The organism is Leisingera sp. G5_S3_59_S7 (assembly GCF_054968485.1).
The window spans coordinates 1-25,655 of record NZ_JBQKUH010000026.1; the positions used below are offsets into that span (position 1 = coordinate 1).

General features: G+C 64.3%; 21 protein-coding genes. 8 read left to right on the plus strand and 13 right to left on the minus strand.

Annotated elements, in window-relative coordinates:
• Positions 1 to 54: 54 nt before the first annotated feature.
• The 5 genes from cobT to ACTRWG_RS12835 all read right to left on the minus strand — a co-directional run bounded on the left by cobT (position 55) and on the right by ACTRWG_RS12835 (position 5,860).
• Positions 55 to 1,932, minus strand: coding sequence for a cobaltochelatase subunit CobT (gene cobT, locus ACTRWG_RS12815; RefSeq protein ID WP_027237027.1), 1,878 nt, complete (start codon positions 1,930 to 1,932; stop codon positions 55 to 57).
• 165 nt (positions 1,933 to 2,097) lie between these two features.
• Positions 2,098 to 3,084: a cobaltochelatase subunit CobS gene (gene cobS, locus ACTRWG_RS12820; protein WP_027237028.1), complete on the minus strand. Its 987-nt coding sequence runs from the start codon at positions 3,082 to 3,084 to the stop codon at positions 2,098 to 2,100.
• Between the two features lie 370 nt (positions 3,085 to 3,454).
• Positions 3,455 to 4,510: a hypothetical protein gene (locus ACTRWG_RS12825; RefSeq protein ID WP_462829393.1), complete on the minus strand. Its 1,056-nt coding sequence runs from the start codon at positions 4,508 to 4,510 to the stop codon at positions 3,455 to 3,457.
• A gap of 102 nt (positions 4,511 to 4,612) precedes the next feature.
• Positions 4,613 to 4,981, minus strand: coding sequence for a hypothetical protein (locus ACTRWG_RS12830; RefSeq protein ID WP_027237030.1), 369 nt, complete (start codon positions 4,979 to 4,981; stop codon positions 4,613 to 4,615).
• Between the two features lie 255 nt (positions 4,982 to 5,236).
• The gene (locus tag ACTRWG_RS12835; protein WP_027237031.1) at positions 5,237 to 5,860 is read right to left on the minus strand and encodes a DnaJ domain-containing protein; all 624 of its coding nucleotides are present in this window, start codon (positions 5,858 to 5,860) and stop codon (positions 5,237 to 5,239) included.
• Between the two features lie 106 nt (positions 5,861 to 5,966).
• On the opposite strand from ACTRWG_RS12835, the gene ACTRWG_RS12840 reads away from it, so the two are divergent.
• The gene (locus ACTRWG_RS12840; RefSeq protein ID WP_027237032.1) at positions 5,967 to 6,221 is read left to right on the plus strand and encodes a BolA family protein; all 255 of its coding nucleotides are present in this window, start codon (positions 5,967 to 5,969) and stop codon (positions 6,219 to 6,221) included.
• An 18-nt stretch (positions 6,222 to 6,239) separates the two neighbouring features.
• On the opposite strand, the gene ACTRWG_RS12845 is transcribed toward ACTRWG_RS12840, so the two are convergent.
• From ACTRWG_RS12845 to gatB, 3 genes are all read right to left on the minus strand, one after another.
• Entirely contained in the window at positions 6,240 to 6,716 is a 477-nt protein-coding gene (locus tag ACTRWG_RS12845; RefSeq protein ID WP_027237033.1) for a DUF4177 domain-containing protein, read from the minus strand.
• Positions 6,717 to 6,886: 170 nt separating this feature from the next.
• On the minus strand, positions 6,887 to 8,128 hold the full coding sequence (pepT, locus tag ACTRWG_RS12850) for a peptidase T (protein WP_027237034.1): 1,242 nt from the start codon (positions 8,126 to 8,128) through the stop codon (positions 6,887 to 6,889).
• Between the two features lie 306 nt (positions 8,129 to 8,434).
• Entirely contained in the window at positions 8,435 to 9,946 is a 1,512-nt protein-coding gene (gene gatB, locus ACTRWG_RS12855; protein ID WP_027237035.1) for an Asp-tRNA(Asn)/Glu-tRNA(Gln) amidotransferase subunit GatB, read from the minus strand.
• A 337-nt stretch (positions 9,947 to 10,283) separates the two neighbouring features.
• On the opposite strand from gatB, the gene ACTRWG_RS12860 reads away from it, so the two are divergent.
• Positions 10,284 to 12,638 carry a Tex family protein gene (locus ACTRWG_RS12860; protein WP_462829394.1) on the plus strand — a complete coding sequence of 785 codons (2,355 nt, stop codon included), beginning with the start codon at positions 10,284 to 10,286 and terminating at the stop codon, positions 12,636 to 12,638.
• Between the two features lie 183 nt (positions 12,639 to 12,821).
• On the opposite strand, the gene ACTRWG_RS12865 is transcribed toward ACTRWG_RS12860, so the two are convergent.
• The 3 genes from ACTRWG_RS12865 to pepN form a co-directional block, all read right to left on the minus strand.
• Positions 12,822 to 14,054 carry a hypothetical protein gene (locus ACTRWG_RS12865; protein ID WP_245597386.1) on the minus strand — a complete coding sequence of 411 codons (1,233 nt, stop codon included), beginning with the start codon at positions 14,052 to 14,054 and terminating at the stop codon, positions 12,822 to 12,824.
• Between the two features lie 215 nt (positions 14,055 to 14,269).
• Entirely contained in the window at positions 14,270 to 14,752 is a 483-nt protein-coding gene (locus tag ACTRWG_RS12870; protein WP_245597387.1) for a hypothetical protein, read from the minus strand.
• The gene (gene pepN / locus ACTRWG_RS12875) at positions 14,721 to 17,285 is read right to left on the minus strand and encodes an aminopeptidase N (protein ID WP_027237040.1); all 2,565 of its coding nucleotides are present in this window, start codon (positions 17,283 to 17,285) and stop codon (positions 14,721 to 14,723) included. The genes ACTRWG_RS12870 and pepN overlap by 32 nt, the downstream gene beginning before the upstream one ends.
• Positions 17,286 to 17,410: 125 nt before the next feature.
• On the opposite strand from pepN, the gene ACTRWG_RS12880 reads away from it, so the two are divergent.
• The 3 genes from ACTRWG_RS12880 (at position 17,411) to ACTRWG_RS12890 (ending at position 20,537) form a co-directional block, all read left to right on the plus strand.
• Positions 17,411 to 17,617, plus strand: coding sequence for a hypothetical protein (locus ACTRWG_RS12880; protein ID WP_027237041.1), 207 nt, complete (start codon positions 17,411 to 17,413; stop codon positions 17,615 to 17,617).
• Positions 17,618 to 17,847: 230 nt separating this feature from the next.
• Positions 17,848 to 19,995 carry a malate synthase G gene (locus ACTRWG_RS12885; RefSeq protein ID WP_027237042.1) on the plus strand — a complete coding sequence of 716 codons (2,148 nt, stop codon included), beginning with the start codon at positions 17,848 to 17,850 and terminating at the stop codon, positions 19,993 to 19,995.
• A 113-nt stretch (positions 19,996 to 20,108) separates the two neighbouring features.
• Positions 20,109 to 20,537 (plus strand): GlcG/HbpS family heme-binding protein, encoded by a 429-nt coding sequence (locus tag ACTRWG_RS12890; protein ID WP_027237043.1) that lies wholly within the window; start codon positions 20,109 to 20,111, stop codon positions 20,535 to 20,537.
• A 110-nt stretch (positions 20,538 to 20,647) separates the two neighbouring features.
• Here ACTRWG_RS12890 and ACTRWG_RS12895 read toward each other — a convergent pair whose 3' ends face one another.
• The gene (locus tag ACTRWG_RS12895; protein ID WP_036797474.1) at positions 20,648 to 21,130 is read right to left on the minus strand and encodes a fasciclin domain-containing protein; all 483 of its coding nucleotides are present in this window, start codon (positions 21,128 to 21,130) and stop codon (positions 20,648 to 20,650) included.
• A gap of 164 nt (positions 21,131 to 21,294) precedes the next feature.
• On the opposite strand from ACTRWG_RS12895, the gene ACTRWG_RS12900 reads away from it, so the two are divergent.
• From ACTRWG_RS12900 to ACTRWG_RS12910, 3 genes are all read left to right on the plus strand, one after another.
• Positions 21,295 to 21,915: a helix-turn-helix domain-containing protein gene (locus ACTRWG_RS12900; protein ID WP_259970432.1), complete on the plus strand. Its 621-nt coding sequence runs from the start codon at positions 21,295 to 21,297 to the stop codon at positions 21,913 to 21,915.
• Positions 21,916 to 22,046: 131 nt separating this feature from the next.
• The gene (locus ACTRWG_RS12905) at positions 22,047 to 22,826 is read left to right on the plus strand and encodes a gamma-glutamyl-gamma-aminobutyrate hydrolase family protein (protein WP_027237046.1); all 780 of its coding nucleotides are present in this window, start codon (positions 22,047 to 22,049) and stop codon (positions 22,824 to 22,826) included.
• A 25-nt stretch (positions 22,827 to 22,851) separates the two neighbouring features.
• Positions 22,852 to 23,367: a GNAT family N-acetyltransferase gene (locus ACTRWG_RS12910; protein WP_462829404.1), complete on the plus strand. Its 516-nt coding sequence runs from the start codon at positions 22,852 to 22,854 to the stop codon at positions 23,365 to 23,367.
• A gap of 46 nt (positions 23,368 to 23,413) precedes the next feature.
• Here ACTRWG_RS12910 and ACTRWG_RS12915 read toward each other — a convergent pair whose 3' ends face one another.
• Entirely contained in the window at positions 23,414 to 25,654 is a 2,241-nt protein-coding gene (locus tag ACTRWG_RS12915; RefSeq protein WP_462829395.1) for a xanthine dehydrogenase family protein molybdopterin-binding subunit, read from the minus strand.
• Position 25,655 lies beyond the last annotated feature (1 nt).

A 25,655-nucleotide genomic window follows, 5' to 3' on the forward strand; every position in this document is an offset into this window, starting at 1 on the left:
CAAGATGCAGGCCGCAGACGCGGGAGATGCCCGCTGCTGCAGCGCGGGGAGGCGTCAGCTGGCGCGCTTGATGCCCATGACCCGGGCGCGGGCGCGCGGGTCGCTATCGAAAAGGGCGGCCAATTGCTCTGTCATCGCGCCGGCCAGCTGCTCCACGTCTGTAATCGTCACCGCACGCTCGTAGTAGCGGGTCACGTCGTGGCCGATACCGATCGCCAGAAGCTCCACCTGCTTTTTCTTCTCCACCATGGCGATCACGTCGCGCAGGTGTTTCTCCAGATAGCTCGCAGGGTTCACCGACAGTGTCGAATCATCGACCGGAGCACCGTCGGAGATCACCATCAGGATCTTGCGCGCCTCGTGACGATGCATCATCCGGCGGTGGGCCCATTCCAGCGCCTCGCCGTCGATGTTTTCCTTCAAGAGGCCCTCTTTCATCATCAGACCCAGGTTGGTGCGGGTGCGGCGCATCGGGGCATCCGCGCCCTTGTAGATGATGTGGCGCAGGTCGTTGAGGCGGCCGGGCTGCTGCGGGCGGCCCTCGTTCAGCCAGGCCTCGCGGGCCAGGCCACCCTTCCAGGCGCGGGTGGTGAAGCCGAGGATTTCGACCTTCACGTTGCAGCGCTCCAGGGTGCGGGCCAGAACGTCGGCGCAGATCGCCGCGATGGAGATCGGGCGGCCGCGCATCGAGCCGGAGTTGTCCAGAAGCAGTGTCACCACGGTGTCGCGGAACTCGGTGTCCTTTTCGACCTTGAACGAGAGCGGCGTGGTCGGGTTGGCCACCACGCGGGCGAGGCGCCCGGCATCCAGGATGCCTTCCTCGCGGTCAAACTCCCAGGAGCGGTTCTGCTGCGCCTGCAGGCGGCGCTGCAGTTTGTTGGCCAGCCGCGACACCGCGCCCTTCAGGGGCTCCAGCTGCTGGTCGAGGTAGGCGCGCAGGCGCTCCAGCTCGGCAGGCTCGGCCAGCTCCTCGGCGGCGATTTCCTCGTCGTGGGTATCCAGAAACACCTTGTAGTCCGGATCGGCCTCGGAGGCCGGCGGCGGCGCCGGCGGCTCCAGCGGGGCCTCGCCGTCGGGCATCTCGGTGTCCTCGGCCAGCTCCTCGTCAGCCATTTCGTCCATCGAGACCTGGGCCTGGCTTTCGTCCTGCTGCTGCTCCTGGCTCTGTTCAGGGGAGGCGTCGGCCTGCTCCTCCTCGGAGTCGTCCTGTCCGGTGCTGTCCGGATCGTCTTGCTCTTCGGCGTTGTCCTCGGCCTCGTCGTTTGCCTCGTCGTCCAGCTCATCCGGGTCATCGCCCAGCTGGTCGCCGTAGCCAAGGTCAGAGATCACCTGCCGCGCCAGCTTGGCGAATGCAGCCTGGTCGGCAATGGTCTCATCCAGGTTCTCCAGCGTGCCGCCGGCCTGGGATTCGATGAAGCCGCGCCACAGCTCCATGATGTTGGCAGCGCCTTCCGGCAGCTCGCGGCCGGTGGCCAGGTGGCGGATCAGATAGCCGGCCGAAGCGGCCAGCGGCGCCTCGGAGGAGGATTTCATCTGGTCATAGCCGCGCCGGATCGACTCATTGCGGATTTTCACGTCGATGTTCGAGGCGGTGCCGGGCATGTGGCGCGCGCCCATCGCCTCGCAGCGGGCGGTTTCCATCGCCTCATAGAGGTCGCGGGCCATTTCGCCCTGCGGCACATACTTTGCGTGGGTGGCGTCGTCGTGGAACTTGTGGCGCAGCGCCAGCGCATCCGCGGTGCCGCGGGCCAGCAGCACCTCCTCGCGGCTCATCCGGCGGGAGACCTGCGGCAGCCGCATCGAGTCGCCCGACAGCCCCGAGGGGTCGACGGTATAACTCACCGACAGTTCCGGGTCGTCGGCCATAACCTTGGTGGCTTCGGCCAGCGCCTTCTTGAACGGATCGGCGGGGTTGTCGTTGGGCTTTTTCATGGTCGCAAGGTGTCCTTGGTCGAAGCATTCCGCCAAGTGCAGCCTTTGTCCAGCCTTCTTCGATTACTTCAGAGGGCGGTGCCCGGCCGCGGGCGGGAAACGAAGTGCCCGCCCATGGGGGCGGACGGGCACTGCCCGGCCTTTCGGCCGGGCGGCACATTGCTGTTACCCCAGCGAAACGCTCGCGGCGCTCTCCGGCAGCTCTTCGTCAAAGCAGCGCTGGTAGAACTCGGCCACGGTCTGGCGCTCCAGCTCGTCGCATTTGTTCAGGAACGACAGGCGGAAGGCATAGCCCACATCGCGGAAGATCTCGGCGTTCTGGGCCCAGTTGATCACCGTGCGCGGCGACATCACGGTCGACAGGTCGCCGTTCATGAAGGCGGTGCGGGTGAGGTCGGCCACGGTCACCATCTGGCTGATGGTCTTGCGGCCCTTCTCGGTGTTGTAATGCGGTGCCTTGGACAGAACGATGGCGCTTTCGGCGTCGTGGCTCAGGTAGTTCAGGGTCGAGACCAGCGACCAGCGGTCCATCTGCGCCTGGTTGATCTGCTGGGTGCCGTGATAGAGCCCGGTGGTGTCGCCCAGGCCAACGGTGTTGGCGGTCGCGAACAGGCGGAAGAACGGGTTCGGAGTGATGATCTCGTTCTGGTCCAGCAGGGTCAGCTTGCCGTCATGCTCCAGCACCCGCTGGATCACGAACATCACGTCGGCGCGGCCGGCGTCGTATTCGTCGAACACGATGGCAACCGGGTTGCGCAACGCCCAGGGCAGGATGCCCTCGTGGAATTCGGTCACCTGCTTACCGTCGCGCAGCTTGATCGCGTCCTTGCCGATCAGGTCGATCCGGGAAATGTGGCTGTCGAGGTTGACGCGCACGGAGGGCCAGTTGAGGCGGGCGGCGACCTGTTCGATATGGGTCGATTTGCCGGTGCCGTGGTAGCCCTGGATCATCACACGGCGGTTGTGGCTGAAGCCCGCCAGAATCGCCAGCGTGGTTTCCGGGTCGAATTTGTAGGTCGGATCCAGCGCCGGGACGCGTTCGGAGCCTTCGGCGAAACCCTTGATCGTCATGTCGGTTTCGATGCCGAAGACATCGCGGACCGAAATGGTTTCGGTCGGTTTCGCATTCATATCCACAAAGCCATCGGTCATCGCCGTCGATCCTTATACCGCTTCCCTGCCATCAGGGTCCAATCCGCGGGATTGGTGCCCGATCTGGCGCGCGAGGGCAAGGGGAACTGTGGCAGGAAGCCAGCTGACGCCGCGATTGCAGCGGAACTGGACAGACGGGCGGGGGCAGACGCACTGCGCCCCCGGCCGGGCAGCAGGGGGCGCGTTTTGCCGGCGACCGCGTAGCTTGGGGGGGTAGGCTGCGGCCGGCACATCTTTGCCTAACCGGTGACTGCGGGGCGGGTCAAAGAAATAAAAAGTCTATCAATAAGTTTCGGCAAAAGACCGCTTACCCAGCGCCGTGCCAGCGGCGCCTGTCCGGGCCCGGGCCCGCCCTTTCAGCGGTTCCGCATCAGCTGTAGATATCCCTCAGGATCTCCTCGCGATGGGCATGTTGTGCGAGGGAAGGGGCGTATTGCTCTCGCCCATGGTGCGCAATCCCCCGGCGGAAGAGAGCCTTGCGGTGTTCGGTCATTTCCCATTCGTCCCGGAACGGGCTGGCGTTTGCCTCATTCGTGACCTGCTGGCCGTCAGCCATCCCGATGATGGTGTAGGGCTCATTGTAGGTGGCGGCCCATGTGCTGGAAAACACCTTGATCTCGATATCCAGCTCACCCCGTTCGTATTGCGCCCGGCGGTGTGCCAGAAGATCTGCCCGGATGGCAGCTTCGTCCTCCGCGCTCAGCGGGGGAACCGCCCGCGGCACAGAGCTGTCCCGAGCGGCCAGGGTGCGGTACTGTTCGGAATTGGTGGTCTCAGACACCCGTTTCATGGCCTTGATCTGGCGTTCGACACCGCGGGTAATGGTAAGGTCAACCAGTTCCTCGCGGGTCATTTCCACATGATCCTGGCCGAAATACGCAATGGAGATCGCTACCTCCAGGCCCTTGGTTGCTTCCCAGGTTTCGCTTTCCAGCCGGGACATCAGCTGTTTTGCGTCGAGGGTCTTCTCCGAAAACTGCCTTCCCGGGTAGTCGTGCCGGGAAAAGTTGCTGAGCTTCAGGCTCTTTAGCTCTTCGGCCAGTTCCTGCTTTTGTTTCTCGTCCAACCCCTGGCTCAGATCCTCGGTGATGGACTGAAGGAGGTTTTTGCGCAAATTCACCTGTTCGTTTTCAATGATGGATTGGATGCGGTCCAGTGCGGCCTGCGTCCGCTCCGGCAACACAAGGCTGACAGCGGCAGGCGCAGAATAGGCTGTTGGATCGGTTATGGTCTGTCCTGGCTGATACAGGCTTGCCCGGTCCTGCAGCGGCGCAGATGCCTGCCCCGCGGCTGCCGCCGGGCTGCCCAACAGGGTCTTTATGTAAGCCGGTGCCAATCCCTGGATATGCATCTTCGTGCCCCCACAACGAAGTTTTATCCAGATTAGCGATGCAACCTTAAGATGATATTGCCAAGCTGCCTGCATTTCATGGGGGCGCGTGCCCAGGATTTCCTGGCTCTGCCCGGCAGGGGGGAGGAGCCGCGCCGGGATGGCCTTCCTGACCCGGCCCAGGCGCGGGCGCGAGGGTCAGGCGGCCAGCGCCTGCGGCGGCACGTCCAGGCCGGTCAGCATGGCAACTTCACGGCGCATGCCGGCGCCCAGCTGCTCCGGTTTGGCATAAGCCAGGCAGATGCCATCGAAGACACGGCAGCGGATCGGCATCTTCTGCGCCGCTTCTGCCGACGTGAAGATCCCGCTTGACGCGGCCGCACCGGCAGTGGCCTGCATCACGGCTTCGGGGCCTTCCAGGATAATGTGAACGGTCCCGCCGCTGCGGATCATCATTCCGGTGGCGCCGCCTTTCTGCATCGGCGGGCGGTTCTGGCTGATAAACCGGGCGATCTGCTGATGGGTGGTGCCGGCGGCGAGCTTGGCGGTGATGACGAGGCGGTGCATGGGCGGTCTCCTGTGCGAGAGTGGCGGTCCCGGGAGCGGGTTCCGCTGATGTTTTCAATCTACACGGGAGTTGGTGAAGGCGCGCGCTGGCAAAAGTGTAGGACCGCCGCTGAGCCGGGAGCAAAAGCGAGCCTGCCTACCCTTTGGGATAAGCGCTGAACCCGGTGGTTAAAGCAGGCTGTATTCCTCAGCTGCAGGGGGGGCAAAAAAAGAGCGGCCCCAGGCCGCTCTTCGCAAATCGGTAGTTTGCCGGGCTTACTTGAAGCTGCGGCTGTCCTTGATCTGATCCCAGGCCCACATGACCTCCTGCAGCTGCTCCTCCTGGCTGCGGTCGCCGCCGTTCATGTCCGGGTGCAGCACCTTGATCAGCTTCTTGTAGGCTTTGCGGATATCGGCCTTGGACCAGTCGTCCTTGGCCTCGAGGATTTCGATCGCGCGGCGCTCGGTCGGGGGCAGGCGGCGGCCGGTCTTGGCGGCGCGGCCCGGGTTCTGGGTGGCATTGGCGCCCAGAACCTGATGCGGGTCCTCGATGCCCAGCCGCGCCCAGGCGCGGGCCTCGGGGTCGCCCATCGGCTTGGTCTCACGCTCCCAGACCTTGTCCTTGGAGCGCTGCGCATTCAGCTCTGCCTCGGTGGTGCCTTCGAAGAAGTTCCACTTGTTGTTATATTCGCGCACGTGCTCCTGGCAGAACCAGTAGAAATCATCCAGCACGTCGGGCGCCTTGGGCGCGCGGAACTTGCCGGCTTCCTCGCAGCCGTCCTTGTCGCAGACGCGCACGGAGGTTTCGGACGCACCGGTAGCGGCCCGCCGCCCGCGCGGGTTCTTCTTCTTGGCAGAGCGGACGGACATATCGAAGCCAAAGGGATCGGATTTGGTCATGGGGCGCACCTTCTAGACGCATCTGTTCGACTCGGAGGCAGCAGTTTAGTCTAAGGTGCGCCAGATAGAAGGGGGCGCAGGCAAAAAATATGGGGATGAGCGGAAAATGAACGTGAAGCAGGAAATGGAAGCGGCGCTGCTGGCGGCCTTTGCGCCAAGCGCGCTGGAGGTGGTGAACGAAAGCCACAAACACGCGGGCCACGCGGGCGACGACGGCTCGGGCGAGAGCCATTTTGCGGTGCGGATCCGCACAGAGGCCTTTGAAGGCATGAACCGGGTGGCGCAGCACCGTGCCGTGCACAAGGCGTTGGGCGGTATCGTGCCGCGCATCCACGCGCTGGCACTGGATACCGGCGTCTGATCCCAGTACCGGGGAGGATCAGTCCTCCCCGTCGCCCTTCTGCGCGGCCCGGTTTTTCAGTGCCGTGGTCACGCCGGACACCGGGCTGAGCTCTTCCACACCATCATCGGCCTGCATCTTGGAGGCGCCGGCGCCCGGAACCGGCGTGGCGCCGCCGGGGGCTTCGGGGTCGCCTGCAGTGGCGGTCAGCGGCGGTTCGCTGTGGCGGAACTCCACTGCGGCGGCCTCGGCCGGAGCGGATGCGGTTCCCGCCTGCTCCGCGGCAAGCGCGCGGCGGAACACCATCACATTGCGCCAGTTTGTGCTGGAGCCGGTCAGGCCGGAGCGCTCCTCGCTCGGCAGCAGTTCTGCGCGCTGGAACTCCCAGCCCTCCGCCGCCATTTCGTTCAGCAGGATCTCGATCGAATTGGCAAAGCGCGCCTCGGGTGTCTTCACCCCCTTTGCCTTGGTGCCCTTGGCCGGGGCGGGGACAACCTTGTACTCAAATGCTTGCATGAACGTCTCCTGTTTCGGCTTGCAGGTTTAGCGGATGGGGGGAAGGGGTCAAGGGGCCGGAAAGGCTGCGCATGGGCGCCGGCCCGCCGGTCTCCGGCGCGGCAAACAGCTCGGAGATCACGTGTTTTCCGGGCCGGATTTTTCGTAAAATTCCGGTCTTCCCAGCCGGTTCAGTCCTTTCCCGCCGCCATTTGCACCAGCGTCAGGCAAACGTCTGTGGCCTTGGCCATGTCCTGCACAGAGATCCACTCCAATGGTCCGTGCACGTTTTGCATGCCGGTGAAGATGTTTGGGGTCGGCACCCCCAACTCAGTCAGCCGTGAGCCGTCTGTGCCGCCGCGGATCGGGGCCGTGATTGGGGCGATTCCATGCGCCTTGCAGGCTTCCAGCGCCAGCTCCACCGGGGTCATGTCGTTTTCCAGCCAGTACCGCATGTTGCGGTATTGCGGGTGGATTTCGCAGGCAATCTCCGCCCGCGGTTCCGAGGCCTGCACAGCCTCGCAGACCTTGCGCAGCAGATCGCCCTTGGCGGCCAGCCCGTCCAGCTCGAAATCGCGCAGGATCAGCTTGATCTCCATCTCCGAAGACCCGCCGTTCATGTCGGTGATATGGATGAACCCCTTGCGCCCGTCCGTGGTTTCCGGTGTCATCGTGGCCTGCGGCAGGGTCTGAACGATCTTGGCCGCCAGATGCGCGGCGTTCACCAGCTTCTCCTTAGCCCAGCCGGGGTGGATCGAGACCCCCTTGATGCGCACCACCGCCCGGTCGGCAGAAAAGCTTTCATAGACGATCTCGCCCGCGTCGCCGCCGTCGAGCGTATAGGCGAACGCCACGCCCAGATCCTTGGGAAGCTGCGCGCCCACACCGCGGCCGATCTCCTCGTCCGGGGTGAAGGCGAGGCGGATGTGCGGGTGCTTGATGTCCGGATGTGCCAGCAAGTGCCGGGCCAGCGTCATCACGATGGCCACGCCCGCCTTGTCGTCGGCGCCCAAAAGGGTGAGGCCGGAGGCGGTGATCAGGTCGTCGCCCTGTTTGGAGGCGAGGTAGGGGGATTTTTCCGGGGACAGCACCAGGTCCGGGTTGTCGGGGAAGGTGATGTCAGTGCCATCGTAGCCTTTGATCACACGCGGCTTGACGCCGGTTGCGTTGAACTGCGGCGCGGTGTCGACATGGGCGAGGAAACCGATGGCCGGCCCCGGCGCGGTGGCCGGAACAGTGGCCAGCACCACGCCGTAGTCCGTGAGTGTGACATCCTCAGCGCCGATCTCCTGCAGTTCGCTCACCAGCAGGTTCAGCATGTCGAACTGGATCGCGGTGCTGGGCGTGGTGGCCGAGGTCTCGTCGCTTTGGCTGTCGATGGCGGCATAGCGGACCAGACGGTCCTCGAGCTCTTGGTCAAAAATGCGGGTCATGAAACCTCCGGGATTTTGGGTGGAGGAAAGCCGCTGGCGCGGGGAAGGTCAAGGCAGGGAGAAATCCCAGCGCAGAGTGTAGCAGGACAGAAAGGGCAGACCCCGCCCACGGGGGGGGCGGGCGGGGGCATAGCCCCCGCCCATGGGGGCGGTCGGGAGCTGCCCGGCGTGCCGCTGGGCGAAGGGTCTGAATGGCACCGCCCGGTGCACAAGGGGTGTACAGAGGGTGCACGCATGGCACCCTCGTTTCGGCACGAAAAAGGGCGCCGCAAGGGGCGCCCTTCGCTAATCCGTTTTCCGCCGGGATCAGCCGACCAGTTTCTTGGCGACCAGCTCGTTCACCGCCTTGGGGTTGGCCTTGCCGCCGGTGGCCTTCATCACCTGGCCGACAAACCAGCCTGCCAGTTTCGGGTTCACCTTGGCCTTCTCCACCTGCGCCGGGTTGGCGGCGATGATCTCGTCCAAGGCGGTCTCGATGGCGCCGGTATCGGTCACCTGCTTCATCCCGCGGTCTTCGACGATCTGCGCCGGGTCGCCGCCTTCGGTGTAGACGATTTCGAACAGGTCCTTGGCGATCTTGCCGGAGATCGCATCCGAGGCGATCAGGTCGATGATGCCGCCCAGCTGGGCGGGGGAAACCGGGGACTCGGTGATCGCGTGATCTTCTTTCTTCAGGCGGCCGAACAGCTCGTTGATGACCCAGTTGGCGGCCAGCTTGCCGCTGCGGCCCTTTGCAGTTTCTTCAAAGAAGGCCGCCGATTCCACATCCGCGGTCAGCACCGAGGCGTCATAGTCGCTGAGGCCGAAGTCGTTGATGAAGCGCGCCTTTTTCTCGTCCGGCAGTTCCGGCAGATTGGCGGCGATGCCGTCCACCCAGTCCTGTTCGATCTCCAGCGGCAGCAGGTCGGGGTCGGGGAAATAACGGTAGTCGTGCGCCTCTTCCTTGGAGCGCATGGAGCGGGTCTCGCCCTTATCCGGGTCATACAGGCGGGTCTCCTGCACGATCTCTCCGCCGGCCTCAAGGATGGCGATCTGGCGGCGCGCCTCGACCTCGATGGCTTGCTGGATGAAGCGCATGGAGTTCATGTTCTTGATCTCGCAGCGGGTGCCGAGGTGGCTGAAGTCCTGGGTTTCCTGGTACTTCTCGTACTGGCCCGGCAGGCAGACCGAAACGTTCACGTCGGCGCGCAGGTTGCCGTTCTGCATGTTGCCGTCGCAAGTGCCCAGGTACTGCATGATCTGGCGCAGCTTGGCGATGTAGGCCGCCGCTTCCTCGGGCCCGCGGATGTCGGGGCGGGAGACGATCTCCATCAGGCAGACGCCGGTGCGGTTCAGGTCGACAAAGGACATATGCGGGTCCATGTCGTGGATGGATTTGCCGGCGTCCTGCTCCATGTGGATACGCTCGACCCGCACATTGCGGGCAGTGCCGTCGCCCAGTTCCACCAGCACTTCGCCTTCGCCCACGATGGGGTGATAAAGCTGCGAGATCTGGTACCCCTGCGGCAGGTCGGGGTAAAAGTAGTTCTTGCGGTCAAAAGCCGACCAAAGGTTGATGTCCGCCTTGAGACCCAAGCCAGTGCGCACCGCCTGCTCGACGCAGTATTCGTTGATCACCGGCAGCATGCCGGGCATTGCCGCATCCACGAAAGCCACGTTGGAGTTCGGCTCGGCGCCGAACTTGGTGGAGGCGCCGGAGAACAGCTTGGCATTGGAGCTGACCTGGGCATGCACCTCCATGCCGATGACCAGTTCCCAGTCATGCTTGGCGCCCGCGATCACCTTGGGCTTGGGGAGTTCATATGTCAGGTCGAGCATGGTTTTCCGCCGTATCCGAATGTCAGTTGCAGTGACGTGGTGCGATGTTTCATCAGCACAATGTCAATTTCCGTTGCACAGCGTTCTAGGCCCGGCGGCGCGGAGGAGCAAGAGGGCAGGTGGCGCAGAGAGCTTTGAAGCGGGCTGAAGCCCCTATGAATAGCACGGGCTGGAAGCCCGCGCAGCGCCCGACCGCCCCTATGGGCGGGCGCTGCGCTTCCGCCCGCGGACAGGCGCTGCCCTTCGCGATGGTTCGCCTGTGCCTGATTCAGCCTCTTGGCGGGGTGCATCAGGAGGGCTAGAACTGGCAGCCCGAGCAGAACTTCAGGAGGCCGCCTTGGACACATCCGCCCGCATCAGCCAGACAATTGCCACAGAGATCGGCGCCGCCGCCAAGCAGGTGAGCGCTGCAGTGGCGCTGCTGGATGAAGGCGCCACCGTGCCCTTTGTCGCGCGCTACCGGAAGGAGGCGACGGGGGGCTTGGATGACACTCAGCTGCGCACCCTAGCGGAGCGTCTGGAGTATCTGCGCGAGCTGGAAAAGCGGCGCGCCGCCATCCTCGAGTCGATCAAGGGGCAGGATAAGCTGACCGACGACCTGGCGGCCTCAATCGCCAAGGCAGAGACCAAGGCGCAGCTGGAGGATATCTATCTGCCTTACAAGCCCAAGCGGCGCACCAAGGCGATGATCGCCAAGGAGAACGGGCTGGAGCCGCTGGCAGATGCCATCCTGGCCGACCGCAGCGCCGATCCGGAGAAATTGGCGGAAGGTTATATCACTGAGGCCGTGGCCACGGTGAAGGATGCGCTGAACGGCGCGCGGGATATCCTGACCGAGCGGCTGACCGAGAACGCAACGCTCTTGGGCCGGCTGCGGGAATTCCTGCAGAAGGAGGCGGTGCTCACAGCCAAGGTTATCGAGGGCAAGGAGCAGGAGGGCGCCAAGTTCTCCGACTACTTCGCCCATTCCGAGCGCTGGGCGGACGTGCCCTCGCACCGGGCGCTGGCGATGCTGCGAGGCTCCAATGAGGGCGTGCTGACGCTGGACGTGGGGCCGGAGCCGGAAGAGGGCGTGGCCCGGGCCGAGGCGATGGTGGCGGCGGAGTTGGGCGCGGGCGGTAACGGGCCGGGCGATGTCTGGCTGCGCAAGGTGGCGGGCTGGACCTGGCGGGTGAAGCTGTCGCTGTCGATGATGCTGGAGCTGATGGGCGATTTGCGGGGCCGCGCGCAGGAGGACGCCATTCAGGTCTTTGCCCGCAACCTCAAAGACCTGCTGTTCGCAGCTCCGGCCGGTGCGCGGCCGACTCTCGGGCTGGACCCGGGCATTCGCACCGGCGTCAAGGCGGCAGTGGTCGATGCAACCGGGAAATTGGTGGCCACCGAGACGTTGTACCCGTTCCAGCCGAAGAACGACCTGCGCGGGGCGCAGGTGTCGATTGTGAAACTGATTGCCGAACACGGCGTGGAGCTGATCGCCATCGGCAACGGCACCGCCAGCCGCGAGACCGAGCGGATGGTGGCGGAGGTGCTGAAACACCTGCCCGCCAAGATCAAGACGCCGACCAAGGTTGTGGTGTCAGAGGCCGGCGCCTCGGTCTATTCCGCGTCTGAGCTGGCGGCTCGGGAATTCCCGGATCTGGACGTAAGCTTGCGCGGGGCGGTGTCGATTGCGCGGCGCCTGCAGGACCCGTTGGCGGAGCTGGTGAAGATCGAACCCAAGAGCATCGGCGTCGGCCAGTATCAGCATGATGTGGACCAGCACAAACTGTCGAAATCGCTGGAAGCGGTGATCGAGGATGTGGTGAACGCGGTGGGCGTCGACCTCAACATGGCCTCAGCCCCGCTGCTGAGCCATGTGTCGGGCCTTGGCCCCGGTCTGGCGGAGGCGATTGTGGCGCACCGGGACATGAACGGCGCATTTGCCTCTCGCAAGGAGCTGCTGAAGGTTGTGCGCCTTGGTCCCAAGGCGTTTGAACAATGCGCGGGCTTCCTGCGTATCCGCGACGGTAGGGAGCCGCTGGATGCGTCCTCGGTTCACCCTGAAAGCTATGATGTGGCGCGCAAGATCGTGGCCGCCTGCGGGCGGGATATCCGCCAGATCATGGGGGACGGCGCGGCGCTGAAGTCCTTGCGTGCCGAAGATTTTGTGGGCGGCGATGTTGGCCTGCCGACGGTGCGGGACATTTTTCAGGAGCTGGAGAAGCCGGGCCGCGACCCGCGCCCGTCCTTCGTGACCGCCTCTTTCAAGGATGGGGTGGAGGCGATTACCGACCTGAAGCCCGGCATGGTGCTGGAGGGCACGGTGACCAACGTCGCGGCCTTTGGCGCATTTGTCGACATCGGCGTGCATCAGGACGGGCTGGTGCATGTGAGCCAGTTGGCCGACCGGTTTGTGAAAGACCCGCACGAGGTGGTGAAAACCGGTCAGGTGGTGAAGGTGACGGTGACCGAGGTGGATGTGGGACGGAAACGCATCGGCCTGACCATGAAGAAGGACGGCGGTGCCTCGGCTAAGGAGGACCGCAATGCCCGCGGCCCGGCCAAAGGAGCGGCCCCGCGCCGGGGCGGCAAGCCGGGCCGGCAGCCGGGCGGCAGGGGTAAGATGACTTCTGGACCCAAGGGCGGTCAGGGCAGGGATCAGGGAACCGGCGCGCTGGGGGCGGCCTTGATGGACGCCTTTAAGAAGAAATGACGAAACGGGGCTTCGGCCCCAATTCGATCAGGGCAGAGTGTGCACGGGCTGGCTGCGTCCGCAGAAGTATTGCGGTGAGCGTCTGCCCGGGCGCGTGCGGAACGCGCCCGCCGTTGGCGCGACGGGCGGCGGCTACCGCTGATGGCTGAAATGCATCGATGTGTGAAAGCTGCGTTCTGCGCCTCAAGCGGGGCTGAATTCCAGTCCTTGTTCGGTAAAGGCGACAGTTTGGCCGTTCTCGATCTCGTCGCGGAACTGGCCTGCGATGGCCTGCAATGCGCCGGCGTGGCCGCGGGCCGCAAAGTGGCTGACAGAGCGGATGCGGGCGCTGTTGTCGAAGCCTTCCTCTGCGTGGGCCCAGACCAGCGGGTGCAGTTCGTTCAGGTGGTCGCGGATCAACCAGCTGGCGGCTTCGGATATCTTCAGCCGGGGAACGTCAGCCTGCAGGTTCTGCCCCAGCCCCTTGCGCAGGGCGACGGTGCAATAGGCCGCCAAGAGGTTGATCATCTCCTGCGACGGGTTGGCCTGCACGATGTCCCTGAGGCCGTCGAGGAAAAAGCGGGTATCGACCCGGGCGCAGGCCTGATCGTCGATGGCGATGGCGTCGAAATAAACCCAGGTATAGCCGCCCGCCCCCCAAGTCTGCGCAGTGCGCGCCGCGGTCCGGCGGGCCTCCAGCTCCAGTGCCGCATAAGAGCCTGAGCAGCGCGGCAGCATATGGGTGCCGAGGGTGCGCATGTGGCGGTGGTTGGCCGGGGCCAGGTCGATCAGGGCGCCAAAGGCATCCGCCACCGGCAGGGTACCGCTGGTGCTGCCGGCAAACAGGGCGCATTGCGCCGATTTGAGGAAGGGACTGTCTTTGCTGTCCTCCGCAATCGGCTCCAGCAGGGCGGCGGCGCGGTCGAAATGGGCGGCGCATCGGCGCTGGCTGGAGGCCGGGGCTGCAGGAGCATTGCCGGGGCTGCGCCAGGCCCAGCCGATGTCGATATGGGCCAGTGCCACCAGGGCGGTCAGATAGGGATCGTGGCGGTGCTCTGCCCGCAGCGCCTCAAACGCCATCAGGCCGCGGATCAGGCTGCGATTGCCGGCATCCTTTTGCTCGGCCAGGGCATGTTCGGTGGCATTCACCACGTCGGCACGGGCGCCATAGGCGATGAGATCGGCCAGCGGCAGGCCGCAGCGGGCGGCAGCGCGGCTGTCGTCTGCTTCCCGGATCGCGCTGGAGAGGTCCTCCCAGCGTTCCTGGCGGGCCAGGAACTGTCCGTGGTCCTGCGCTTGCAGGCAGTCGGGATCGCCTTCGGCGCTGCGGATCGGGATGGACAGGCTGTCTTCCAGGCTCCGGTTCAGCAGCGCGTCAGCGGGGGGCGGAGCGGGCGCAGGACCCGGGCGGCTGGCGGGCCGGGAGCTGCGGGACATCAGATCTGAAATCCGGGACAGAAGATCCCGTGCCTGTCGAGACTGTGTGAGCATTTTTGCTTCCTGAAGAGTGGCAGCTTATCGTTGGTCTCAGTTTCCTCAGGCAATGGGGCGCAAAGATGGCGGCAGTGGGGAAGTTCCCGCGCACAGGCGGTTAATCGCCTTTCACTGCCGACAATCCTAAATTGTTTTGGCGGGGCTTTGACGGGCGGCGGTCAGAAGGCCGTGAAATGGTGCCGCTCCGTGCGCAGCCCGCACTTTTGGAATTCCGCGTCAGCTTCGGCGTGCGGCGGGGTGGCCTCCTGCGGCAGGCGGATGCGCTTGCCGTTGCGCAGAACCAGCGTGGCCCGCACCGAGAGGTCCCAGCGGGTGTCGAAACGCACCCGGTCAATCTCGCTGAGATCTGCTTCACCAGTCAGCCCGCCGCTGAACCATTCGATGCGGTTTCGGGAAATCCTAAGCCCTGCCAGAGGGTTGCGGATCAGGTCCAGAAGGGCAGGCAGGGCTGGCAGGGCCAGCAGGACCGTCAGCCACAGGGCCGCGTCCAGCACCAGCCACAGCACCAGCAGGACCGCCAGCCAGCCGCCCGTCGCGAGAATAGCGGTGTTGGAACGGCCCCGGCGGGAGAAGCTGTAGGGCTCCGCCGGGGCAGGTTTTCCGGGCGTCTCAGGCATCCAGGATCCGGGTGACCATTTCATTTGTGTCGCGGCTGAGACCGTCTGTTCCTGCAATCCGCGTCAGCTGCGCACGGATCAGCGACTGGCGGCCCGCGTCATAGCGCTTCCAGGTCTGGAAGGCCGCGCACATCCGGGCGGTGGTCTGCGGGTTCAGCTTGTCCAGCGCGATCAGATTGTCCGCCAGCAGCTGATAGCCTTCGCCGCTGGCATGGTGGAAGCCCGCGTGGTTGCCCGCCAGCGCCCCCATCACCGCGCGGAAGCGGTTGGGGTTCTTCATGTCGAACATCGGGTGCCGGGTAAGCTCCGCTGCGGCGGCGGCGGCTTTCTCCGGTGCGGCGCAAGCAATTTGCAGCGCAAACCACTTGTCCATCACCAGCCGGTCGTCCTGCCATTGATCGAAGAAGGCCTGGCTTTGCGCCTCGCCCTTCTCGGCCTTCATCAGCGCGCCAAGGGCGGCGTACTGCTGGGTCATGTTATCCGCGGCCTGGTACTGGCGCGCGGCCTGATCGCCGCCGTCAAGACGGGTCAGCAGTGACAGGATGCGGCCGTTGAGGGCGCGTTTGCCTGCGCCCTCGGCATCCGGTTCATAAGGGCCTTCAACCGTGGTGGCGGCATACAGCCGGGGCAGGCTGGTTTCCAGCTGCTGCGCAAGGGTCTGGGCAAAGGTCTCAGCCGCGTCATAGATCTTTTGCGGATCGGGGGTGAAGCCGCGCTCATGCAGGGTTTGCGCAATATCCGACTGGCTGGGCGGCGTCAGAACCAGGGCGCGGAAGGCCGGGTCCTGATCGTCGTCGCGCACCAGTTTTTCCAGTGCATCCAGATAGGCCGCATCGGGGGCGCTGCCGTCCAGCACCATCGCGACACGGACCTCCTTGGCCAGCGCGTTGCCGGCCTCCCAGCGGTTGAACGGGTCGGTGTCATGGGCCAGCAGAAAGGCGCGCTCGGCGTTGGTGGTTTCGCGCTCCAGGATCACCGGGGCGGAGAATTCCCGCAGGATCGAGGGCACCGGTTTGGAGGCGAGGCCGTCGAAGGTAAAGCTCTGCTTGGCTTCGGTCAGTTCCAGCACTTCTGTGCCGCGCACCTCGTCGCCGTTGGGGGACAGCAGGCCGACCGCCACCGGGATCACCCGCGGGTCCTTCTCCGGCTGGCCGGGGGTGGGTGGCGTAGATTGCTCGAACGTCAGGGTATAGGTGCCGTCCGCGTAATCCTCGGAAACCTTCAGGCGCGGGGTGCCGGCCTGGCTGTACCACAGTTTGAACTGGCTGAGGTCGCGGCCCGTTGCGTCCTCGAATACTTTCAGCCAGTCCTCGATGGTGCAGGCCTGGCCATCGTGGCGCTCAAAGTAAAGCTTCAGCGCCTTGTAATAGTTCTCATCCCCCACCAGCCGCTTCAGCATGCCGATCACCTCGGCGCCCTTCTCATAGACCGTGGCGGTGTAGAAGTTGTTGATTTCCTGAAAGGCTTCGGGCCGCGGCGGATGGGCGAGGGGGCCGTTATCCTCCGGGAACTGGCGGGCGCGCAGGGCGATCACGTCGTCGATCCGCTTCACCGGCTCGGACCGCATGTCGGCCGTAAACTGCGCGTCGCGGAACACCGTCAGCCCTTCCTTCAGACACAGCTGGAACCAGTCGCGGCAGGTGATGCGGTTGCCGGTCCAGTTGTGGAAGTACTCATGGGCGATAATCGCCTCGATCCGTTCGAAATTGGCATCTGTGGAGGTTTCAGGCGAGGCCAGAACGCAGGACGAGTTGAATATGTTCAACCCCTTGTTCTCCATCGCGCCCATGTTGAAGTCATCGACAGCCACGATGTTGAACAGCTTCAGGTCGTATTCGAGGCCATAGACGTCCTCGTCCCATTTCATCGACTTCTTCAGCGCCTCCATGCCAAAGGCGCACTTGTTTTCGTCGCCGGGGCGGACCCAGATGTTCAGCTCTACCGCCTTGCCGGACCTGGTGGTGAACTGGCCGGGGTAATTGACCAGATCGCCAGCCACCAGCGCGAACAGATAGGCCGGTTTCGGCCAAGGGTCGTGCCATTCGGCCCACCCCTCTCCCTGGCCTGTGGGGTTGCCGTTTGAGAGCAGCACCGGCTCGTCGCCCTCAATACGCACAGTGAAGGTGGACATCACGTCTGGGCGGTCCGGGTAATAGGTGATCTTGCGGAATCCCTCGGCCTCGCATTGGGTGCAATACATGCGGTTGGACATGTATAGCCCCTCCAGCGCGGTGTTGCCGGCAGGGTTGATCTCTACCTCAGCTTCCCAGGTGAAGGGAGCGCTGGGCACATCGCATTTGAGGCCGCCGTCCACCAGCTCCGGCGTTACCTCTTGGCCGTCGATCCGGGCGGAAATCAGCTTCAGCTCCTCGCCGTGCAGGAAGAAGGTCCTGTCCGACGCATCTGCCTTGGGCGCAAACCGGATCTTGCTGAGCACGCGGGTGGTCTCCGGTGCCAGGCGGAAGGTCAGGTGAATGCTTTCCACGTCATACCCGAAGGGCGTGTAATCTTTCAGGTAGAACGTCTTGGGGGCGGTGGCGGGGCTTGCATCTTTCACGGCGGAACCTCGTTTTTAATGGAACCCGAGCGGGGGCCGGCACGTAGTTACCATAGTCGTAGGCAACACCGGGCGGAGCGGCAAGCCGTCCTGCGCCTCAATTTGTTATTGAAAGGAGTTCCGCCATGTCCGCCCCGGATACCAACGTCGAGCGTCAGAAGAATAAGCACAAGCCCTCCTTGCTGGGGATCGGCGCCGTGGTTGTGTTTGCACTGATCGCGCTGGGGCTGTTCCTGCTGATGGTGTTTGATCGCGGCGGCGAGCAGGACAAGGTGGAAGCGCCGGCCTCCGCCGAAGAGGTGCAGGCGGTCATTGACGGGACCGCTGACTGACCGGCGGTCCAGTAAAGCATGTTTGCGGGGCGTGCAGGGTAACCTGCGCGCCTTTGTGCTGTTTGGAGGGCCGGCGTCAGGCGCTGCATTTTCGGAAATCTTTTCGGCACTTTCTTGAAAATCAAGAAATTGCGTTCGGTTTCACCGGGAGGCTGTTTTGTTGCTGATCGGAAACTTCTGCCCTAACTAGGTAACAGCATACAGTGGTGTACCGCCGGAAGGAGCAAGTCATGAGCCGGGACGAAAAACAGGGAATTCAGGTTGCGCCGGAACTGGCGGATTTCGTTGAGAAACAGGCGCTGCCCGGCACCGGTGTCGAGGCGGAGGCGTTCTGGAAAGGCCTGGCGGAGCTGGTGAACGGGTTCGGGCCGGAAAACCGGGCGCTGCTGGCCAAACGGGAAGAGATCCAAGCCAAGATCGATGCATGGCACATCGCCAACCGCGACAAGCCGCATGACCACGAAGCCTATAAGGCGTTCCTGGCGGAGATCGGTTACCTGCTGCCAGAGGGCGGTGATTTCGAGATCGAGACGCAGAACGTGGACCCGGAGATCGCATCGGTGCCCGGTCCGCAGCTGGTGGTGCCGATCACCAACGCCCGCTATGCGCTGAACGCGGCAAACGCGCGCTGGGGCAGCCTGTATGACGCATTCTATGGCACCGACGCGATGGGAACCCCGGCGCCTAAGGGCGGCTATGACAAGGGCCGCGGCGCGCGGGTGGTGGCACGGGCACGGGTATTCCTGGACGAGGCTTTTCCGATCGACGGTGCCAGCCACGCCGACGTGCGCCGGTATTACGTGCAGGACGGCCAGCTGTTGATCGACGACCTGCAGCTGGCCCAGCCGGAGAAATTTGCAGGCTACCGCGGCAACCCCAAGGCGCCGGAATCGGTGCTGCTGCGCGACAACGGGCTGCATGTGGAGCTGGTCTTTGACCGCGCCCACGCGATTGGCGCCCGCGACCAAGCGGGCCTCGCCGATGTGCGGCTTGAAAGCGCTATGTCTGCGATCATGGATTGCGAGGACTCGGTTGCTTGCGTCGATGCCGAGGACAAGGTGCTGGCCTATTCAAACTGGCTGGGCCTGATGAAGGGCGACTTGGAGACCAACCTGGAAAAGGGCGGCAAGATCATTACCCGCCGCCTGAACCCGGACTTCGGCTTCACCGCGCCGGATGGCACTGCCAAGACCGTGAAGGGCCGTGCCCTGTTGTGGGTGCGCAATGTCGGCCATCTGATGACCAACCCGGCAGTTCTGGATAAGGACGGCAACGAGGCCTATGAGGGCCTGCTGGACGCACTGATCACCGTTCTGATCGCCAAGCACGACCTGAAGCGCGACGGCGGCAACTCTGCCCTGGGGTCGGTCTATGTGGTGAAACCCAAAATGCACGGGCCGGAGGAAGTGGCCTTCACCGACCGGATCTTTGATAAGGTCGAGGATATCCTGGGCCTGCCGCGCCACACCGTGAAGATCGGCATCATGGATGAGGAGCGCCGCACCTCGGTGAACCTCAAGGAATGCATCCGCGCCGCCAAGCACCGGGTGGCCTTTATCAACACCGGCTTCCTGGACCGCACTGGCGACGAAATCCACACCTCGATGGAGGCGGGGCCGTTCTCGCGCAAGGATTTCATCAAGCGCAAGGCCTGGATCGGCGCCTATGAGAACCTGAACGTGGATGTCGGCCTGGAGTGCGGCCTGTCCGGCAAGGCGCAGATCGGCAAGGGCATGTGGGCGATGCCCGACATGATGGCGGCGATGCTGGAGCAGAAGATCGAGCATCCGAAATCCGGCGCCAACTGCGCCTGGGTGCCCAGCCCGACCGCCGCCACCCTGCACGCGCTGCACTATCACAAAGTGGATGTGTTTGCGGTGCAAAAGAAGCTCAAGGCCGGCGGCCGCCGCGCCCATGTGGACGGCATCCTGGAAATCCCGCTGGCCACCTACCGCAAGTGGACGCCGCAGCAGATCGCCCGCGAAGTAGACAACAACGCGCAAGGGATCCTAGGCTATGTGGTGCGCTGGATCGACCAGGGCGTCGGCTGCTCAAAGGTGCCGGACATCAACGATGTTGGCCTGATGGAGGACCGCGCCACCTGCCGGATTTCTGCCCAGCATATCGCCAACTGGCTGCATCACGGCGTTGTTTCAGAGGAGGAAGTCATGGGCGCTCTGCGTAAGATGGCCAAGGTGGTGGATGACCAGAACCGCGGCGACAACAGCTACCGTCCGATGGCGCCGGGCTTTGACACCATCGCGTTCCAGGCAGCCTGCGATCTGGTGTTCAAGGGGCGGGTCCAGCCCTCGGGCTATACCGAGCCGGTGCTGCACGCCCGCCGTCTGGAGCTGAAGGCGCAGGAAGCTTCGGCCTGACCGCGTCAAACTGACCCCGGGAAACAGTTTCCCTGATTCAGCGGGTAGTCACAGGGGGCCTTTTGGCCTCCTTTTCCTTTCATAACGTAACGTCAGCGGGAGGAAGATCACTCATGGCAGGGATTTCATTGGATCAGGCGCGCACCATCATCCGGGCGGCGCTGGAAAGCGGGCGCGGGCTGAACTTGAAACCGCTGTCGGTGGTGGTGCTGGATGCCGGCGGCCACGTGCAGGCATTCGAGCGCGAGGACGGCGCCGCACCGGGACGGTTCGCGATTGCCCATGGCAAGGCTTACGGCGCGGTGATGCTGGGCATGGCGGGCACTGCACAAATGGCGCGGGCAGAGAGCCAGTCCTATTTTATGGCCGCGGTGAACGGGGTTTACGGCGGCCAGGTGGTGCCGGTGCCCGGCGGCGTGCTGGTCAGGGACAGCTCAGGTGACGTGATCGGGGCGGTCGGCGTGACCGGCGATACCTCGGACAATGACGCGGCCGCTGCGGTGACCGGAATCGAAGCCGCGGGCCTGCACGGCGAGATTTGACAACAGCCCCCTCCCGCCGGGGCCAGAGGGAAGCCCGCTGAATAGGACGGGAGAGGGCCCTGCTCTTAAAGCAGGAGAGGGGGGACCTGCTTTTAGGGCAGACGGCGCGCTTATGGCAGCATGACCGCGTCGATCACATGGATGACGCCGTTTGACGCTTCGACGTCTGCGGTTGTGACCGTGGCGTCATTGATCTTGACCCCGCCGTCCATCGACACGGTGATCTCTTTGCCCATCACAGTTTCCGCGGTCATGCCGTCGCTCAGGTCTGAGGACATCACCTTGCCCGGCACCACGTGGTAAGTGAGGATCTCTGTCAGCTGCGCGCGGTTTTCCGGCTTCAGCAAAGTTTCGACCGTGCCTTCGGGGAGGGCCGCAAATGCGTCATCAGTCGGCGCAAACACCGTGAATGGGCCATCGCCCTGCAGCTTTCCCACCAGATCAGCGGCGGTCAGCGCGGCTGCAAGGGTCTCAAACTGGCCGGCAGCAGCTGCCGTTTCGACAATGTCTTTCGACCCGGCCGGGACGGCCGACGGCACGGATAGGCCAAGGGCAATGGCAAATGCTGTCACGGAGAGGCGGTTGAAGATCATGGGACATCCTTTCTGTCAGGCGCCAGCGGGAGGAGGGCAGAGAGGTCTGGCATGGATAGCTTGACATGCAAAAAATTTGCATGAGATACACGTTTGTGTGAGGTGCATTATTTTTGCACCTGGGTAAAATGACCCTTAACTGGATTGCACCGGAGGTCAAAACCATGAGCAAGCCCATGCTGTCTGAAACGCTTCAGGAAGGTTTGGAAGCCTACAGAATCGGTCCCAAGCTGCGCAGTCTGCGCCAGGGCAAGGACATGGGGCTGGCACAGCTGGGCGAGCACACCGGCCTGTCGGCGGCGATGCTGTCGCGGATTGAACGTGGGCAGGTGTTCCCGACCCTGGCGACCTTGCTGCGCATCGCCATGGTGTTCGGGGTGGGGCTGGATCACTTCTTCGGGCCGGGCGAGGACGCACCGGTGCTGGAAGTGGTGCGGGCGCGGGACCGGTTGAAACTGGGCGACAAAAACGACGGGCCGCTGTCCTATCTGTTTGAGAGCCTGGATTTCCCGGTAACCAAAAGCCGCTTTCAGACCTACCTTGCGGAATTTTCCGGCAACAGCGCCGAAAGCGAGCCCCATGCGCATCCGGGCGCGGAGCTGATCTATGTGATCGAGGGCGGGCTGGAACTGGGCATCCATGGCCGGAGTGAGGTTCTGAACAAGGGCGACTCGGTCTATTTCGACGCGGGGTTTGCACACAGCTACCGGGCGGTGCCGGGGCAGAGGTGCCGGGCGCTTGTGGTGGTGTCGCGCGACGCGGCACCGGACAGCCTGTCGTGCTGAATTAAGGCGGCAGGCTGGCTGCTGACGCAGGGTTGTGCGGGTGTGAACACTGTGTTGCTCTGCGGCGCCTGTTGAACCCGTGCAGTGTCAGGGCTAGGTTTTTCTTCAGGAAATGAATTTACGAGTGGATTATGACGCGACCCAAGGTTGGCATTATCGGCAACTCCTATCTGATCAACGATCAGTACCCTGTGCATGCAGGCGGCACGATGAATTCCGAGGCGATTGCCGAGGTGGCCGGATGCATGCCGCTGATGATCCCTTCCGACCCGCGCTTTGTCACCGTTGAGGAACTGCTGCAAACGTTCGACGGTTTCCTGCTGACCGGCGGGCGGCCGAATGTGCACCCCGCTGAATACGGCGAGGCGGAGACCGAGGCGCATGGCGCCTTTGACCGGGCGCGCGACGCCATCACCCTGCCGCTGATCCGCGCCTGCGTGGAGCGCGGCCAGCCGTTCCTGGGCATCTGCCGCGGCTTTCAGGAGGTCAACGTGGCAATGGGCGGCACGCTCTATCCCGAAATCCGGGATCTGCCGGGGCGGATGAACCACCGGATGCCGCCCGATGGCACGCTGGAAGAGAAATTTGCCCTGCGCCACAGCGTCCGGTTCAGTGCGGGCGGCGTGTTCCACCGCCTGTTCGGCGCCGAGGAAGTGATGACCAACACGTTGCACGGCCAGGGCATCAAGCGCCCGGGCGCGCGGGTGGTGGTGGACGGGCACGCGCCCGACGGCACCCCCGAGGCGATCTTCGTCAAGGACGCGCCGGGCTTTACGCTGTCGGTGCAGTGGCATCCGGAGTGGGATGCCGCCAGCGATCCGGTGTCGCGCCCTTTGTTTGAGGCGTTTGGCTCTGCGGTGCAGGCCTGGGCGAATGGCGGCGCGCAGCCCGGTTTTCAGAAATCCGCATAGGCGCATTTGGTTAAAAGGTTTGAGTATGAAAGGTGATGCGGAAGAGGGCGCGCCCGGCAGCAAGGGCAACTACAAGATCCGGCAATTCAAAGCAGACGATGCGGAGGACCTGGCGGAGGTGTTTCACTCTGCGGTGCATGGCATCGCAAGCCGGTATTATTCGCCGGAGCAGATCAACGCCTGGTGCCCCGGGGCGCCACCGGCCGAGACCATCGGGCAAAAGCTATCCGACGGGCGGGCGGTATGGGTTGCGATCGGCGAAGACGATACGCCGGTGGCCTTCATCGACCTGGAATCCGACGGCCATATCGACATGCTGTTTTGCCATCCCCGTGCCGCAGGGCAGGGCGTTGCGGCGGCGTTATACGTCAGGCTGGAAACGGTGGCACTGCGCCAGGGGCTCAAGCTGCTATATGTTGAGGCCAGCGAAGCTGCGCGCGGCTTCTTTGAGCGGCAGGGCTTTGTCGTAGACCGGCGGCGCGTTTTCGAGCGCCGCGGCGTCAAGATCCACAACTACCGGATGGTCAAAATCCTCGACTGAAATTGAAGCTGGCGGCCTGCCCGGTGAATGACAAGCCGCGCGGCAATCAGGTCAGCAGATCGAAGTCGTGCATCAGCGGCAGCCGCCGCGCCCGTTTGCCGGTAAGGTCGAACAGCGCGTTTGCCAGTGCCGGGGCCGCGGGCGGCGTGCCGGGTTCGCCCGCGCCGCCGATATGCGCCTGCTCTTCCAAGATTCGCACCTCCACCACGGGCATGGTGTGCATGCGGATGGCGTCGTAATCGGGGAAATTCACCTGCTCCGCGGCGCCTTCGGCGAAGGTGATCTCGCCGAACATCGCCGCCGACAGCCCATAGGCCATGCCGCCGGACATCTGCGCTTCCAGGTTTCGCGGATCCAGCGCAACCCCCAGATCAGCGGCGATCCACGCCTTTTGCAGGCGGATGCCGCCGTCTTCCTGAGCGACTTCAATGACCTGTGCCACCGGGGTGCCGAAGCTGTATGTCATGGCAACGCCGCGGCCCACGCCTTCGGGCGTCCTGCCGGTCCAGCCGGACATTTCCTTGACCGCTTCCAGCACCTTGGCAGCGGGCTCCCACTCCCCGCGCGCAAGTTCCAGGCGGAACTCCAGCGGGTCGGCGCCCGCAGCGTGGGCCAGCTCGTCCACAAAGCTCTCCATGAAAAATCCGTTGATCGACGCGCCGACTGAACGCCAGAAGCCAACTGGGATCTGCAGGTCCGCTGCATAGCCGCGGATGCGGTAGTTGGGGATGCCATAGGGCTGGTTGAAGGCGCCATCGGTCAAGGCGGTGTCCGGGCCGCTGGGCGACAGTCCGATCCAGCGGTTCATCGCCTGCGCGGTGGGCGACTGGCCGGCAATCTGCCCGTCCAGCAGCAGCGCCTTGCTGTCCTTCACCGCACCGCGGAACCTCGCGGCAGAGGCCGGGCGGTAAAAGTCATGGGTCATGTCCTCCTCGCGGCTCCAGGTCAGCTGCACCGGTGTGCCCGGCATCTGCCCGGCCAGACGGGCGGCATAGACGGCAAAATCGAACTCGCCCCGCCGGCCGAAGCCGCCACCCATCAGGGTGGTGTTCACCTCCACCTGCTCCGGCTCGATCCCCAGCGCCTTGGCGCAGTGGTCGCGGACCAGCATCGGCCCCTGGTTGCCGCACCAGATCTGCAGGCGCTGGCCGTCAAACAGCGCGGTGGCGTTCAGCGGCTCCATCGTGGCGTGGGCGAGGTAGGGCACCTCGTACTCTGCCGTCACCTCCTGCGCGCCCTCCGGCAGGGTTGCGGCATCGCCGTCGTCGCGAAGGGTGGAGTTCGGCTCAGCCTGAAACGCTGCATGAATTGCGCCGGAGATCTCTTTTTGGGCGGCCGGAATAGGGGCTGCCCCCCAGTCGAAGTCTATGGCCTCCAGCGCCTGGATCGCCAGCCAGGTGTTGCGGCCGACAGCGGCAACCGCATCGCCAAGATCCGCAACCGTTTCGATGCCGGGCATCTCAAGGGCTGCTGCGGCGTCAAAACCCTTCATCGCGCCGCCCAGATGCGGGTTCGCCTTCAGCGCAGCAAATTTCATCCCGGGCAGGCGCACATCAATGCCGAATTGCGCGGTGCCGGTTGCCTTGTCCGCCATGTCCACCCGCGGCTGGGCCTTGCCCAGCAGCCGCCATTCGCTGCGCGGGCGCAGGGGGGCGTCCACCGGCTCCAGCCGGGCTGCATCTGCTGCCAGCTCGGTATAGGCAATCTCCGCGCCATCCGGCGCAATTACCTTGCCGTCCCGGGTGCTAAGCTGGCCGCGGCTGACGCCAAGGCGCTGGGCGGCGGCTTCCTTCAGCGTTTCCCGGGCCGAGGCGCCAGCCAGCCGCATCCGCTCGTACCCGTCCTTCATCGAGGTTGAACCGCCTGTCACCTGCAGATCCAGCAGCTTGCCCGCCTGGCCCATCAGTTCGCCCAGCGAGTGCATGAACTTGGACTTGTCATAGCCGGTGCTGGGCAGCGCCTCGCTCATCAGGGCGGAATTGTAATAGGCCTTGGCGGCGGGGCCGTGCAGAACCTCCACCTGGTCCAGCGTCACGTCCAGTTCCTCGGCAATCAGCGCGGCCCAGGTGGTGTGCACGCCCTGGCCCATCTCGGCGCGCGGGGCGATCAGGGTGATCTTCTGGTCCGAGATCATCACAAAGGGGTTGAACGCCACTTCCCCGTCGCCGGGTTTCAACGGGTTCGGGGCAGGGCGGCTGACGTAATAAGCGCCAAAGGCGACACCGCCGATGATGGCGGCGGAACCGATCAGGAAGCTGCGGCGGGCGATTTTCTTGAAGCTGGCCATG